Raw genomic sequence first — 14233 nt, forward strand, 5'->3', positions numbered from 1 at the left:
TGAATGGACAGTGAGTAGCTGAAGCGCGACAGGAGTACCTCACCTTGCCCGAAGCACCTGCAGAACTCGTGCGCCACCTGTGGATCCCGCTCGCCGACGGCACGCGGCTCGCCGCCCGTGTCTGGCTCCCGGAGGGCCCCGCACGCCCGGCGCCCGCGATCCTCGAGTACATCCCGTACCGCAAGAACGACGGGACGGCCGACCGCGACAACAGCCTGCACGCCCGCTTCGCCGCGTCCGGCTACGCCGCCGTCCGCGTCGACCTGCGCGGCAGCGGCGACTCCGACGGGCTGATGCTCGACGAGTACGCGCAGCAGGAGCTGGACGACGGTGTCGAGGTCATCGCGTGGCTCGCCGAGCAGGAGTGGTGCGACGGCACCGTGGGCATGATCGGCAAGTCGTGGGGCGGCTTCAACGGCCTCCAGATCGCGGCCCTGCGCCCGCCCGCGCTCAAGGCGATCGTGACGGTCTGCTCGACGGACGACCGGTACGCCGACGACGTGCACTACACGGGCGGTTCGCTGATCGCCTCCGAGATGCTGCCGTGGGCGTCGACGATGCTCGCCTACAACGCGCGGCCCGCCGACCCCGCCGTGGTCGGCGACGCCTGGCGCGAGCGGTGGCTGGAGCGGATGGCGGACACCCCGGTGTACGTCGAGGAGTGGCTGCGGCACCAGACCCGCGACGCCTTCTGGAAGCACGGCTCGGTGTGCGAGGACTTCGGGGCGATCGAGGCGCCGGTGCTCGCGGTGGGCGGCTGGTACGACCCGTACTGCGGCGCCGTACTGCGCCTCCTCGAAGGGGTGAGCAACGCTCCGGTGCGGGCGCTCGTCGGGCCGTGGGCACACACGTATCCGCACCAGGCGGCGCCCGGGCCCGCGATCGACTTCCACGGTGAAGTGGTGCGCTGGTTCGACCAGTTCCTGCGCGGCAAGGACACCGGGGCCCTGGAGGATCCGGCGCTGCGCGCATGGCTGCCCGAGTGGGCGGCGCCCGGCGGCGATCGCGAGCAGCGGCCCGGCCGGTGGGTGGCCGAGCAGCAGTGGCCGTCGGAGCGCATCGAGCGGCAGGAGTTCGCGCTGGCCGGCGAGTCGGCGGGCGAGGCGGTCGAGCACGACCCGCTGCGCTTCAGGGACGCGCACCTCGACAGCACGCGCGTGCTCGGCACTGCGGGCGGCAGCTGGCTCCAATTCGGTGACGCGGCCGGGCAGTTCGGCCCGCAGGGCGGCGACGACGGGCTCGCGCACTGCTTCACCACCGCGCCGCTCGACGAGCGCGCGGAGATCCTCGGCGCACCGTCCGTAACGCTGCGGGTGAGCGCCGACCGGCCCGCCGCGCAGCTCGCGGTGCGGCTCAACGATGTGGCTCCGGACGGCAGTTCGCGGCTCATCACGCGCGGCCTGCTCAACCTCACGCACCGCGAGGGCCACGAGGAGACGCTGCCGCTGGAGCCCGGGCAGGCCTACGACGTGAGCGTGCCGCTGGTGGCGACCGCGCACGCCTTCGCGCCCGGCCACCGCATCCGGGTCGCGGTCTCGTCCTCGTACTGGCCGCTGGCCTGGCCGTCCCCCGAGCCGGTCACGGTCACCCTGCACCCCTCCCCCGCCACCGCGCTCCACCTGCCGGTCCGGCCGCCGACGGACGCGGACGACGAGCTTCGCCCCTACGGGGAGCCGCAGCCGGACCTGCCGGTCGAGCTGTCCACGTCCGGTGAGGGCACCTCGCGGCGGATCGAGCACGACCCGGTCACCGGCCGCACGGTCGTCGAACTCGTCATTCGTGACGGGCAGTTCAAGGACCTCACCGACGGCCTGTGGAAGCGCGGCGACGCCGTCGATCGCTTCTCGCTCACCGAGGGCGACCCGTCCTCCGCCGTCGTGGAGTGCGAGCGCACCGAGGAGGGCGGGCGCGGCGACTGGCACTGGAAGGTCGTCACGCACAGCCGGATGACCGCCGACGCCTCCGCGTTCACCGTCGTCAACACCCTCACCGCCTACGAAGGGGACACCCGCGTCTTCGACCGCACCACGGACGCAGTGATTCCCCGGCAGGGAGTCTGAACATGCGCAGACGCACGTTCCTGACCGGCTCGCTCGGTGTCGTCGCGGCCGCCGGAGTGGCCACGGCCACCGGGTCGGCCGCCGGCACGGGCCCCGTGATCACGGTCGGCTCCAAGCAGTTCACCGAGTCGTGGGTGATGGGCGAGCTGTACGCCCAGATCCTGCGCAAGCGCGGCTTCGACGTCGTCCTCAAGTCCAACGTGGGCAGCGCCGACCTCATCGACCGCGCGCTGCGCAACGGGCAGATCGACCTGTACCCGGAGTACACGGGCGTCATTCTGCAGACGTTCGCGATGCCCAAGCACATGCCGACGACGGCGCGCGACACATACGAGGCGGCGAAGAAGTTCGAGGCGGGGCGCGGGATCTCGCTGCTGCCGCCGACGCCCTTCCAGAACCGCAACGCCGTCGCCGTGCGCACCGCCGACGCCCGCAAGCACAAGCTGAAGACCGTCGGCGACCTCAAGCGTCTGGGGAAGATCTCGTACGCCGAGTACCCCGACAACATCACGGGACCGCTCGGCTTCGACGCCGTCGTCAAGGCGTACGGGCTGCACGACATGAAGGTGCGGCCGCTCAACATCGGCCTGCAGTACCCGGCACTGAAGAACGGGGACGTGGACGCGGCCGACGTGTTCACCACCGACCCTCAGCTGCGCCGCTACGACTTCACCATCCTCGACGACGACCAGGCCATCTTCGGGTTCCAGAACGTCTCCCCCGTCGTGCGCACGTCCCTCGTCGAGAAGTACGGCAAGCGGCTCACCGAACCGCTGAACGCCGTCGACGAGTTGCTCACGGAGGAAGCCATGCAGGCCCTGAACGAGGCCGCCGCGATGATGCGGCTGAGCCCGGCGAAGGTCGCCGACCGGTTCCTGAGAGCGAACAAGCTGATATGACCGTGACCGAGGAGCATTCCACGATGCAGACCGCTGGCGCCGCCGACGACATAGTTTTCGACTCGGCCACCAAGACGTACGACGGCACGGGCGAGCCCGCGGTCGACGCGCTGTCCCTGACCGTCCCCGCGGGCGAGATCTGTGTCCTGCTCGGCGCCTCCGGGTGCGGCAAGACGACCGCGCTCACCCTCGTCAACCGGCTCACCGAACTGACGAGCGGGGACATCCGGATCGGCGGCAGCAGCATCCGCGAGCAGGACGTCATCGAACTGCGGCGCGGCATCGGCTACGTCATCCAACAGGCCGGTCTCTTCCCGCACTTGACGATCGAGGAGAACGTCGCGACGGTGCCGCAGGTGCTCGGCTGGAAGAAGCCGAGGATCGCGGAGCGCTCGCGCGAGCTGCTCGAACTGGTCGGCCTCCCGCACAAGGAGTACGCCCACCGCTACCCCTCGCAGCTCTCCGGCGGCCAGCGCCAACGCGTCGGCATCGCACGGGCGTTGGCGGCAGACCCGCCCATCATGCTGATGGACGAGCCGTTCGGCGCGCTCGACCCGGTGACGCGCGAGCACGTGCAGGACGAGTTCCTGCGCCTCCAGGAGCAGGTGCAGAAGACGACGCTGTTCGTCAGCCACGACATCGACGAGGCCGTCCGCATGGGCGACCGCATCGCGATCCTCGCCAAGGGCGGCAAGCTGCTCCAGTACGACACCCCGGAGCGGATCCTGCGCGAGCCCGCCGACGACTACGTGGCCCGCTTCGTCGGCACGGACCGTGGGCTGAAGGCGCTGACCCTGCGCACGCTCGGCGACCTGAAGCTGGAGCCGGCGGACGAGGACGGGTCCGACGACGTGCTGCGCACGAGCGACACACTGCGCACCGCCCTGTCGGTGCTGATGGCCGGCGGCGCCGAGCGGCTGTCCGTCACGGACGAGGCCGGAAAGCCGGTGGGCTCCGTCACCGTCGAGCTCATACGGGAGGCGGCGTGAGCGGGTTGCTGTCCCTGGCGGCGGGGCCCGACCCCGTCATCCCCGACTTCGGCACGGTCAGTTCGTGTGTGCGCGACAACGGCGTGTTCTGCGTCGACTGGTTCACCGCAAACTTCTCCAGCGTGTTCGGCCCGGCCCTCGTCCAGCATGTGCGCCTCACGATGATCGCGGTCGGGATCGGCTTCCTGATCGCGTTCCCGCTGGCTCTCCTTGCCCACTTCCGGAAGTGGCTGGTCAGGCCGCTGGGCGGGCTGACGTCGTTCCTCTACACGATCCCGCCGATGGCGCTGTTCACGCTGCTCGTCCCTGTGTCGGGGCTGTCCGTGCTCACCGCCGAGATCGCCCTGGTCGCGTACACGCTGATGGTGCTGTTCAAGTCGACGGTCACCGGGCTCGGCGAGGTGCCGGAGGACGTGCGCCGAGCGGGGGTCGGCATGGGCCTGACCCGGCGCGAGATCCTGTGGCGCATCGAGCTGCCGCTCGCGCTGCCCGCCGTGATCAGCGGGCTGCGGGTGGCGACCGTGACCACGATCAGCGTGGTCGAGATCGCCGCGTTCATCATCGACCAGGGGCTCGGTTCGCCGATCATTCAGGGCCTCCAGTCGCCGTTCAACACGCAGTTCATCGGGGCCGGTCTGCTCGCCGTGGCGCTCGCGCTCGCCGCCGACGGACTGCTCGTGCTGCTCGGCCGGGCGCTCACGCCGTGGGCCAGGACGCGGAGGACCGTCTGATGCACACCTTCCTCTCGAGTTTCTCGTTCATGGCCGACCACTTCGGCCTGCTGCTCAGCCGGACCGTCGACCATCTGCTGCTCTCCGCGGCCGGCGTCGCCGTGGCCCTGGTGATCGCGGTGCCGCTCGGTGTGTGGCTCGGGCACCGCGGCAAGGGCTCGTTCCTGACGGTCAGCATCTCCAACATCGGCCGGGCGCTGCCGTCCCTGGCCCTCATCGCGATCTTCCTGGGCCTGCTCGGCATCGGCTTCGTGAACGTCATGACGGCGCTGGTCATCATGGCGATCCCGCCGGTGCTCACGCACGCGTACCTGGGTGTGGAGCAGGTCGACGCGGACCTGGTGCGGGCCGCGCGCGGCATGGGTCTGACGCAGTGGCAGATCCTGTGGCGCGTCGAACTGCCCCTCGCCCTCCCGGTGTTGTTCACCGGCATCCGGATCGCCGTCGTGTACGTCATCTCCAGCGCGACCCTGGCGGCCGTCGCGGGCGGCGGCGGGCTCGGCGACATCATCCTCAACCAGGTGTCGTACGGCCTGTCGGGCGTCATCGCCGCGGCGCTGTGGGTGGCGGTCCTGGCGCTGGTCGCCGACGGCCTGTTCGGGGCCGTCGGCAACCGGCTCTCGCCGCGTGGGACGCGCGTCTAGAACGACCGTCTGGGACGACCGTCTGGGACGGGCGTCCGGGACGCGCGTCTAGATCCCCGCGTCGCAGCAGCCCTCGCGGCGCATGTGGCGGCCCACTTCCAGCCAGTCGTCTCCGGTGGCCCTCAGTGTTCTGGAGGCCACCGGTTCGAACGAGCCGACAAGGTCGGCCTGTTGGAAGGGGACGCCGCCGCGCAGCACGGCCGTCGTACGGATCAGGTCGTCGAAGTCGGCGAACGGGTCGCCGTCGACGATCGTGAGGTCGGCGAGCTTGCCCTCCTCCAAGGTGCCCAGGTCCGCGTCCGCCCCGAAGATCCGTGCGGGCATGAGCGTCGCCGTGTGCAGCGCCTGGGCCGGGGACAGCCCGCCGCGGTGCAGCGCGCGCAGCGCCAGGTGCAGGTGGAGGCCGACCGGGACGAGCGGCTGGTCGGTGCCGAGCGCGATGTGACCGCCGGCGGCGAGGACACGCCGGTACACCGCGAGCTCCGTGTCCAGGGTGGCGAGTTGGGCAGCCGTGGGCGGAGTCTTGGCCAGCTTCTCCACGGCAGCGGTGTCCCATGGCGGCATCAGGCGCACAACGCGGGGGTCGTCCGCGAGGGCCGGATCGGCGCCGATCAGCGGCTGTGCCGTGAACGGAGTCGCGATGAGATGGAAGTCGCCGGTCCTCGAGTAGATCTCCTGGACGTCCTCGCCGGAGTGGCCCGTCGCCGTCGTCGCGTGCCCGAACTCAAGTCGCTGGGTGGCCTGCAGATGGGTCGTCAGGTCCTGGCCGAGCTGGATTCCCGGTGTGCACAGGTGGCTGCCACTGCGCACCCCGAGATGTTCGTGCGCGAAGGATGCCGCCTCCTTCATCACCCAACCCGGCGCCCGCACATAGGTTTTGACGAAGTCCCAGTCGAGCGCGGCGGCCCGGTCGAGGGAGCGGCGCAGGCCCGCGCGAGTGCGGTGGGCGCGTCCCATGCTGTAGGCGACGCGCGGCCCGTCGAGCAGTTCTCCGGTGGCGAGGAGCCGCGGCCCCGCGAGCGCCCCCGCGTACACCGCCTCGCGGATGCGGGCCTGCTCGTAGGCGAAGCCGCCGAGGGAGACCGCGGCGGTGATGCCGTACGCGAGTTGCAGCGCGGTCTGGCGGCCGCCGTAGGTGGACTGCCAGGGGTGGGTGTGGGCGTCGAAGAGGCCCGGGATCACGGTCTTTCCGGAGGCGTCGATGCGCTTCGCGGATGCCCTGTTGCCCGCGCGGTGCGGGGTGACGGCGGTGATGCGGCCGCCCTCGATGGTGACATCCACGTCGTCGCGGACCTCGGATCCCGTGCCGTCCCAGAACCGGCCTGCGTGCACGACCGTGTCGGCGGGGCGGGGGCGGCGGTGGTCGAGCGGGATCCTGACCGTACGGGCGGTGCCCTTCGCCACGTCGAGGAGGCGGAGCCGGCCCGCGCTCAGGTAGAGGAGCTGCCGGCTGTCGGCGGACCAGCTCGGGTGGTCCGCTGCCTCGTCGGTGACCTGGCGGGGGTCGCCGTCCGGGGTGCCGTCGGCGCGTACCGGCAGCAGCCACAGCGCGGACTCGACGACCACGGCCATGGTGCGGCCGTCGGGCGACCACACCGGCCCGGAGTCGTAGCGGTCGGCGATCGAGACGTGCGGGGCGACCGCGTGGACGACGGCCTTAGCGGTCTTGGTGTCGACGACGCGGATGAGGTTGTAGCCCTCGCGGAAGCGCTGGTTGAGGCGGCTGCGGTCGCACAGCGCGACGTATCTGCCGTCGGGCGACCAACAGGGCCTGCCGGGCAGTCCGCCGCTGCCCATCGGCGCGGCAAGGACGCGTTCGGTGCCCGCGGTGAGGTCGCGGAGGACGAGGTTGCCGGACATGTCGATGCACGCCAGACGTGTCCCGTCGGGTGAGAGCGCTGGGAACACACGCCCGCCCTCGGCGAGCACCGTCTCCTTGCCGCTGTCCAGGTCATGCCGGCGTACGGAGAACAGGCCCGCCCGGTCGTCGGCGTAGACGAGCGCCTTGCCGTCGGGGGTCCAGGTCGGGGCGAGTACGTAGCGGGTCTGCGGGGCCTGTACGACCTTGCGCGGGGCGCGCCCGCCCGAAGTCCCGCCGATCCACAACGAGTTGAGCGCGGCGAAGGCCACCTGCTTGCCGTCGGGCGACAGCGCCGGCAGGTGCGGGGAGCGGACCGGGCGGACTCCCCCGGCCTCGAAGTCGTACTGCTTGACGCGGTAGCGCGGCCGGTCGACCGGGAGCTTCGCGGTGAACGCGATCCGTTCACCCTCGCTCGGGGCGGCGGGGCGCACAAGACGGAAGCGGCCGTCGACGGTGAGCAGCAGGGCGTCCGGGCCCGTCCAGCGTGGCGGCACGGGGGCGAGGTCGCCGGGGACGTCGACCGGCTTTCCGTCGACGACGAGGGTGCAGGTGGCGGCGGGTGACGCGGTGGTCCGCAGGTAGGCGAGAGAGCCCTCGCCCTTCGGGGCGACGGCGGGGGTCATGACCTGGGCGCCGGAGTCGTCGGTGTGTTCGGTGGTGACAGCCCCGGTGCCGTCGGCGGCGGCCGAGGCGAGGGTGGACGCCTGGAGGGTTCCGGCATCGGTGACCACTCCTCGTACGAAGAGCACGCGCGTGCCGTCGGCGGACCAGGTCGGGTCGAAGTCCTCCCAGGCACCGGCCTGCCCCGGGCCTTCCTGGCCGGGAGCGCCGGTGAGGCGGGTGAGGGTTCCGTCGCGTACGTCGATGGTCCAGATGCGGTACGGGGCGGCCGACTCGGGGTCGCCGCCGCGCTCGGAGGCAAAGGCGATCCGGTGGCCGTCCGGGGACCAGGCGGGGCCGCGGTCGTCCCACGGCCCGTCGGTGAGCTGCTTCGGCGTGCCCCCGTCGGCGTCCAGAAGCCACAGGTGGAAGCCGCCGCCCTGGTAGCCGCAGACGACGAGCCGTTTCCCGTCGGGGGCGAACTGGGGGCGGGTGGGCTCGAGTTCGGGGGTGGTGAGCGGTCTCGCGGTGCCGCCCTTGCGCGGGATCGACCACAGGATGTTCTGGATCTCGGCGACGAAGCGGTCACCGGACGGGGCGAGGGTGGCGGCCCCATTGGTGGCGGCGGTGAAGAAGAGCGACGCGGGGGCGGTCGCCACGGCCGCCGCCGCCGTCGCCGGTTCGAGGAGCGCACCGGCGCCCGCGGCGACGGCGCCGGCCGTGGCGGTGGTGGTCTGCAGGAACCGGCGGCGGGTGAAGGACGGACCGGTAACAGGGACGGTGCCCGGAGTGGTGGCGGAGGTGGTGACGGGGGTGGTGACGGGGGTGGTGTCCATGAGACTCCCATTGCACGGAGGGCATGTGGGCCCACGGGACCGAGGGGGCCCGTGGGCCTTGCGGGACCGAACTGTGCGCGAGTCGGAGAAGGGACGCACAGCAACATACGTGGCACCCGCAGTGAGTCAACATGGCCGTCACCGCGAACCGGCCGAAGGACACACGGAAGCCGCCCGCCGGAGTGGACACGGCGGACGGCTTCCAGGAGCTTGAAGTTCGGATCGGCCCGCGGCTCTGCGTTCGGCTTTCCGCTACTGCTCGACCGGCCCGGTGGGTCCGGTGAGCGGCAGCACCGTCTGGCACTTCACCGCGCGGGGGTGGGCGGGGTCGAGCGCGTTCAGTACGTGGGTGAGGGTGATGGGGTCGTACGGGGCCTGCAGATGGTCGGAGTAGTCCTTGGCGCAGGTGTCCTGGAGGCGGATGTTGCGCACGGTCGCGCCGGGGCCCGCCTTGAGGAAGGCGTTGGTGTAGGGCGTGACCACCTCGTCGTACTTGGTGGCGATGACGGTGTAGTCGACGCCCGGCACGGTGTCGCCGCCGGCGTCCAGGGCCTTGTTGAAGTCCGAGCCGATCTCCTGCTCGGAGAGGGCCGGTGCGGTCTTGTCGAGGAACCCGTTCACCGGTTGCAACAGGTGGAGTTGGCGGCCGAGTTCGGTGATTCCGGAGAGCGTGGTGCCGTGGTTGGAGGGGGTGATGCCGACGAGCTTGTCGACCTTGCCCGCGGCGCTCGGGTCGTCCTTGAGGTAGGTGCGGGGCAGCGGGCCGCCGCCCTGGGAGTGGCCGACGAGGTCGACCTCGGCCGTGCCCGTCGCGCCGCGCACCTTGTCCACGAAGGCGCCGAGTTGAGCCGCGCTCTCCTTCATGTGGGCGGTGCCCTGGATCGGCGACGTCTGCTTGTCGGCCCCGTAGTTGAAGGCGAAGACGCAGTAGCCGTTGTTCGCCAGCAGGGGCGCCGCGCCGCGCCAGTTGTCGTTCATGTTCTCGAGCGTGCCGTGGACCAGGACGACGGGTCGCGGATGTTCGCCGCTCGGCTTGCAGCCCCAGTCGTTCGCGCCGGGCGGCGCCTCACCGGCCTTGAAGAATCCGGCCAGGAATCCCTTGGTGAAGTTGTACTCGACCGGCCGTTGCTCCTCGGCGGCGGTCGCGTGCGGGGAGCCGAGCGAGACAAGTCCCGCGATTCCGAGGACACCCGCGGCGGCCGCGCCGAAAACCCTGCGTCTCATTTCCAGTACCGTCCCTTGTTCTGGAATGCCGCGTACTGCGCGGCATCGGACGGCGTGAAGCTAGGAGACACCGGAGGGGCCCGGCAATGGTGTTGGCACGGCGGTGCGTTCGGCGCGCAGAACGGTGCCAGGTTTCCGTACGCACGCCGATCGAAAGTGTCACTTGGGTGAGCGCTTCGCCGCTCCCGCGACCCCAGTGATCCGCAATATCGCTGGTGAACGACCGACTAGCACCGGTAGTTGACTTCCTGTCAACATCTTGACCCGCGAGTAACCTCGACCCATACTCGGCGGACGGACGGACCTGGGAGCGAAGGGATGAACGGTTCCGACACGGCGGCAATGCCGTCTTTCGGCGGCGCATGGGCAGTGTTTCCGCAGCGCCTCGGAGACGAGCTGCGCAAGGAGAACCGCACCCTGGCGGCCGAGATCATCCATGAAATCCGGCGCCAGATCCCGGAATTCTCCCGGCCGTTGTCGGGGAAGTTCGGGGCATTCATTCGAAACGGCGTGGAAACCGCTCTCGCCGAATTCGTCGACCGGGTAGGCGAGGGCGGCGGCGAACTCGACGCGCGGCGCCTTCCGGTCTACCGGGCGCTGGGGCGCGGCGAGTTGGCGGTGGGACGGAGCCTGGACGCGCTGCAGGCGGCATACCGCCTGGGCGGCCGGGTGGCGTGGCGCCGCTACGCGCGGGTGGCGCGCCGCCTGTCGCTGGGCACGGAGGCGGTGGCGCAGCTCGCGGAGACGGCGTTCACCCACATCGACGAGATCGCGGCGGAGTCTGTCGCCGCGTACGCCCGCGCCCAGGCGGACGCGGCGGGAACCCTGGGGCGTCGCCGCCACCGTCTCCTCACGTTGCTGATCGCGTCGGACCCGCCGGCGGCGGACGCCTTGGAGCAGGCGGCGCGGGATGCGGAGTGGGCGTTGCCGGAGATGGTGGCGGGGGTGGCGTTGGGGCCTCGGCGGGTTGCGGGGTCCGGTGCCGGGGTGACTGGTCCGGGGACGGCGCTTCCCGGCGGTTCACGGTCACCCGCATCCGGCACCGGCGGTCCACCGTCACCCGCGCCTGGGACCGGCGGCTCCCAGTCACCCGCACCCGGCACCGGCGGGTCCCAGCGGCCCGCATCCGCCCCGGGTGGGCAGCCCGCGGCATCCGCCCACGACGACGCGGATGCCGCGCCCACCTTCCGGAAGCCACTCCCCCAGGACGTGCTCGCCGAGCTCGACGGCCCCGCCCCCTGCCTCCTCGTCCCCGACCCCGACCCCGGCACCCTCCTCACCGACCCCCGCCTGCATCGGCTGCTGCACGAACGCTCGGGTGTCATCGGCCCCGTCGTCCCCCTCGCCCAGGCCGCCGATTCGCTGCGCTGGGCCCGGACCCTGCGCGAACACGGTCCCGCCGACACCCACCGGGAGGCGGGCCGACACCTCCCGGACCTCCTCCTGCTCGCCGACCCCGCGCTCGTCCGCCTCATGGCCACGCGGCGCCTCGCGCCCCTCGCAGGCCTCACTCCGAAACAGCGCAACCGCCTGGCCCACACCCTCCTCGCCCACCTGCAGAGCCCGCACGGCAGCGCACCCGAACTCGCCGAGCGCCTGGACATCCACCCCCAGACCGCCCGCCAACGCCTGCACCACCTGCAACGCCTCTTCGGCCCCGCCCTCACCGACCCGGACGCCCGCTTCGAGCTGGAGGCGGCGCTGCGCGCGAAGACACCGGAGACCCAACCGTAAGCCCGTGACCAGCGGGAACGCCCGCCGGTCACCTCCAAGGAATACCCCACCCCGTACCTCCGTTGAAGGGCTCGAGCAAGGAGGCAACAGTGGAGCAGCAGTACTACACGCACGGGACGGCCGCGGAGCGCTGGGACCGTGCCCAGATGTTCTTCGACGCCAAGGAGTACGCGAACGCCGCCCGGATCCTCGACGGCCTCGTCGAGGAGGTACCCGAGCAGACCGGCCCCCGCCTCCTCCTGGCCCGTTCGTACTACCACTCGGCCCAACTGGGCCGCGCCGAGACCGAGTTGCGCACCATCGTGGAGCGCGACCCGGTGGAGCACTACGCCCGCCTGATGCTCGGCCGCACGCTGGAGCGGCAGGGCCGGGGCGACGAGGCGGCGCCGCACCTGCGGATGGCGTCGGCGCTGGCGGGCGACTTCGACTAGCCGGTCGCGCGCCAAGCACAGATCAACAGACACAGAACAGCATGCGGGTCCTGCCATCCGGGCAGGACCCGCATGCTGTTGAGGCTCGTACAGGTCTAGCTCAGGACTAGGGCCCTTCTGACGGATCTTGCCGGAGTCGCGGGCCCTGGCACGCACATCTGCGGCGTTGTCGTCGGTTGCCAACTCCCCCACCCTCGAACCAGGCTTCGCCAGGCTCGGGCGGGAGGTACCCCCTTCGCGTTGACGCCCTCCTCCGCCTTGCAGCTGCACGCACCAGACCCCGCTCGCCCGTACCGAACATGACAGTCGACCGTGTCCAGCCTGATCCGTCAGAAGGGCCCTAGCGCAGGCCGGATGCCAGAACTCGCCCGAGCGCCGCCCTGCCCGCAGGCCCCCACGTCGGCTTGCCGCCAGGAAGGCCCCGATCGCCGTTCTGGCCCATGAGGATGAGGAAGAGGCTCTTCATGGCGGCCAGCCCTCGGGCACGCCGGACCGTCGCGTCGTCCGCACGCGCGTACGCCTCGAAGAACCGTGAGACCACGCCCGCGGGAAGGAGCAGCCACGCCGCCGCGAGGTCCCACACCGGATCACCGGCGAACATGGCATCGAAATCGACCACGCCCGAGAGGGTCCCGTCCGAGACGACGACATTCGCGGGATGAAGGTCACCGTGCAGCCATACCGGTGGCCCCTGCCACTCGGGGGCCGCAACAGCGTCGTCCCAGACGTCCCGGACGGCCCCGACCTCGGCGGCAAGACCGCCGGCGTCGATGGCTTTCAGGAAATCCTCGAAGCCGTCCGTGCACTTCTTGGGGTGAGCGCCGCGGTCCGAACTGGCCGGCGCCTCGGCGGGCGCCTCCACATGCAGCGCCCCGAGGAACCCCGCCAGCGCGTCGGCCGCGTGGTCGCCGCGACTGATCGCGGCGGAGTCCAGCGGCTCGCCGCGAACCCACGTCATGACACTCCATGGCCTCGGAAAGCGCGCGGACGGTTCACCGATCCGCACAGGGGTCGGCACCGGGAGCGGAAGACGCGGGGCCAGGACAGGCAGCCAGCGGCACTCCTTGCGCAGAAGCTCCGGGACACCTTCCATACGCGGCACGCGCACGGCCAAATCGTCCCCGAGACGCCACATCTTGTTGCCCCAGCCGCCCGCCACTTCGCGGATGGGCAGCCCCGCGAGGTCCGGATGCTGGTCGGTGAGCAGGTCGTGCACCAGCTCTGCAGTGATCTCGATCTCGCCGTCGGTCATGCGAAGCCACAGTAGGTGCATTCCTGCTGACGACTCAGCCGTGTTGCGTGTTGGTGGCTCAGCCGTGTCGCCTGCCGGTGGCTCAGCCGAGTCGCCGGCGGACGGTGACCGCGAGACCCAGGAGAGCGCTGCCGCTGTGCCGGTGAACGGGGTCGGCGCAGGCCGTACAGCCAGCCCGAGAGCAGTCCGGCCAGGCTTGCGGCGGCAACGACGGGTGCGGCCGCCCCAGGCGTTCCGTGCTCGGTGGCAAAGGCGCTCACCGAGAGGCTCATGGTGCCGAAGTACAGGCCGATGGCCAGGTTGAGTGCGGCGAGAAGGAGGAATTCGGGACGCAGCAGCGTCGGCTCGGTGCGAAGTCCCTCGGCGTGCCGGCGGGCAGGACAGGGGGCGGTCCGAGTCTGGAGTGTGAGGGCTCCTCCCCCGCCCAGTACCAGGGCTGTGGCGAGGGCGCTGGCAAGCGGAGCCGCCCCGGCCGCACCGAGGGCGGTGACCAGGACGGGGCCCAGCAGAAAGGCACTGGCGTTGGCGAGTGATTCCAGGGAGAAGGCGGTGGGCAGTTCGTCGTCGCGTCCGTCACGGAGCAGATGGGCCCAGCGCGCCCCGGAGAGCGCCCCGAGCTTGCCGTACGAGCCGGTGCGGGCGTGCAGCAGCCAGACCAGACCGATGCCGGTCATGGCGATGCCGACGCGGCCCAGGGCCGCGGAGAGGAAGAAGGCGGTGGCGCCGGGGATGCGCAGCAGGGGGCGATAGCCGGAGGCGGCGGAAGGCATGACGATGTCCTTCGGTGCCGCCGGGCGGGACGGGCCACCCTGGATCGCCGGCGCCTGGCACCGCATCGGGTGCGACGAAATCACTGGTGCGATCCGTGGCCCGCCGGGGACGTCCAGAACTGCGGAAGGACGGGACACGCGTCCTTGCCGCCGCCCCAACTCACCAGGCGGAGTACGCTATTTCGGTCCGGGCCAAGGTGGA

At 71.3% G+C, this 14233-nt stretch carries 11 protein-coding genes; 7 read left to right on the forward strand and 4 right to left on the reverse strand.

The window, feature by feature from the left end:
* The first annotated feature begins 44 nt into the window (after nucleotides 1–44).
* Genes OHA73_RS03450 through OHA73_RS03470 form a run of 5 tightly spaced genes read left to right on the forward strand, consistent with a single transcriptional unit; the run spans nucleotide 45 to nucleotide 5323 of the window.
* A complete protein-coding gene (locus OHA73_RS03450) occupies nucleotides 45–2060 on the forward strand; it encodes a CocE/NonD family hydrolase (protein WP_327654115.1) in 2016 nt (671 codons plus the stop codon).
* A 2-nt stretch (nucleotides 2061–2062) separates the two neighbouring features.
* Entirely contained in the window at nucleotides 2063–2959 is an 897-nt protein-coding gene (locus OHA73_RS03455; protein WP_327654116.1) for an ABC transporter substrate-binding protein, read from the forward strand.
* A gap of 23 nt (nucleotides 2960–2982) precedes the next feature.
* Nucleotides 2983–3948 (forward strand): ABC transporter ATP-binding protein, encoded by a 966-nt coding sequence (locus OHA73_RS03460; protein WP_327654117.1) that lies wholly within the window; start codon nucleotides 2983–2985, stop codon nucleotides 3946–3948.
* Nucleotides 3945–4679, forward strand: coding sequence for an ABC transporter permease (locus OHA73_RS03465; protein ID WP_327654118.1), 735 nt, complete (start codon nucleotides 3945–3947; stop codon nucleotides 4677–4679). The genes OHA73_RS03460 and OHA73_RS03465 overlap by 4 nt, the downstream gene beginning before the upstream one ends.
* Nucleotides 4679–5323 carry an ABC transporter permease gene (locus OHA73_RS03470; RefSeq protein WP_327654119.1) on the forward strand — a complete coding sequence of 215 codons (645 nt, stop codon included), beginning with the start codon at nucleotides 4679–4681 and terminating at the stop codon, nucleotides 5321–5323. The genes OHA73_RS03465 and OHA73_RS03470 overlap by 1 nt, the downstream gene beginning before the upstream one ends.
* A gap of 48 nt (nucleotides 5324–5371) precedes the next feature.
* Here the strand turns inward: OHA73_RS03470 and OHA73_RS03475 are convergent, their stop codons facing one another.
* Both OHA73_RS03475 and OHA73_RS03480 read right to left on the reverse strand, forming a co-directional pair.
* Entirely contained in the window at nucleotides 5372–8620 is a 3249-nt protein-coding gene (locus OHA73_RS03475; RefSeq protein ID WP_327654120.1) for an amidohydrolase family protein, read from the reverse strand.
* Nucleotides 8621–8872: 252 nt separating this feature from the next.
* Complete coding sequence (locus OHA73_RS03480) at nucleotides 8873–9844, reverse strand: esterase/lipase family protein (RefSeq protein WP_266717507.1); 972 nt, start codon at nucleotides 9842–9844, stop codon at nucleotides 8873–8875.
* Nucleotides 9845–10162: 318 nt separating this feature from the next.
* On the opposite strand from OHA73_RS03480, the gene OHA73_RS03485 reads away from it, so the two are divergent.
* Together OHA73_RS03485 and OHA73_RS03490 are read left to right on the forward strand one after the other, a co-directional pair.
* On the forward strand, nucleotides 10163–11578 hold the full coding sequence (locus OHA73_RS03485) for a helix-turn-helix domain-containing protein (protein WP_327654121.1): 1416 nt from the start codon (nucleotides 10163–10165) through the stop codon (nucleotides 11576–11578).
* Nucleotides 11579–11724: 146 nt separating this feature from the next.
* The gene (locus tag OHA73_RS03490) at nucleotides 11725–12009 is read left to right on the forward strand and encodes a tetratricopeptide repeat protein (protein ID WP_443063196.1); all 285 of its coding nucleotides are present in this window, start codon (nucleotides 11725–11727) and stop codon (nucleotides 12007–12009) included.
* A 340-nt stretch (nucleotides 12010–12349) separates the two neighbouring features.
* Here OHA73_RS03490 and OHA73_RS03495 read toward each other — a convergent pair whose 3' ends face one another.
* Together OHA73_RS03495 and OHA73_RS03500 are read right to left on the reverse strand one after the other, a co-directional pair.
* Nucleotides 12350–13261: an aminoglycoside phosphotransferase family protein gene (locus tag OHA73_RS03495; protein WP_327654123.1), complete on the reverse strand. Its 912-nt coding sequence runs from the start codon at nucleotides 13259–13261 to the stop codon at nucleotides 12350–12352.
* Nucleotides 13258–14031, reverse strand: a complete 774-nt coding sequence (locus tag OHA73_RS03500) for a hypothetical protein (protein WP_327654124.1) — start codon at nucleotides 14029–14031, stop codon at nucleotides 13258–13260. Before OHA73_RS03500 ends, OHA73_RS03495 begins: the two co-directional genes overlap by 4 nt.
* Between the last annotated feature and the right edge of the window lie 202 nt (nucleotides 14032–14233).

The organism is Streptomyces sp. NBC_00483 (assembly GCF_036013745.1).
Taxonomy (GTDB): Bacteria; Actinomycetota; Actinomycetes; order Streptomycetales; family Streptomycetaceae; genus Streptomyces.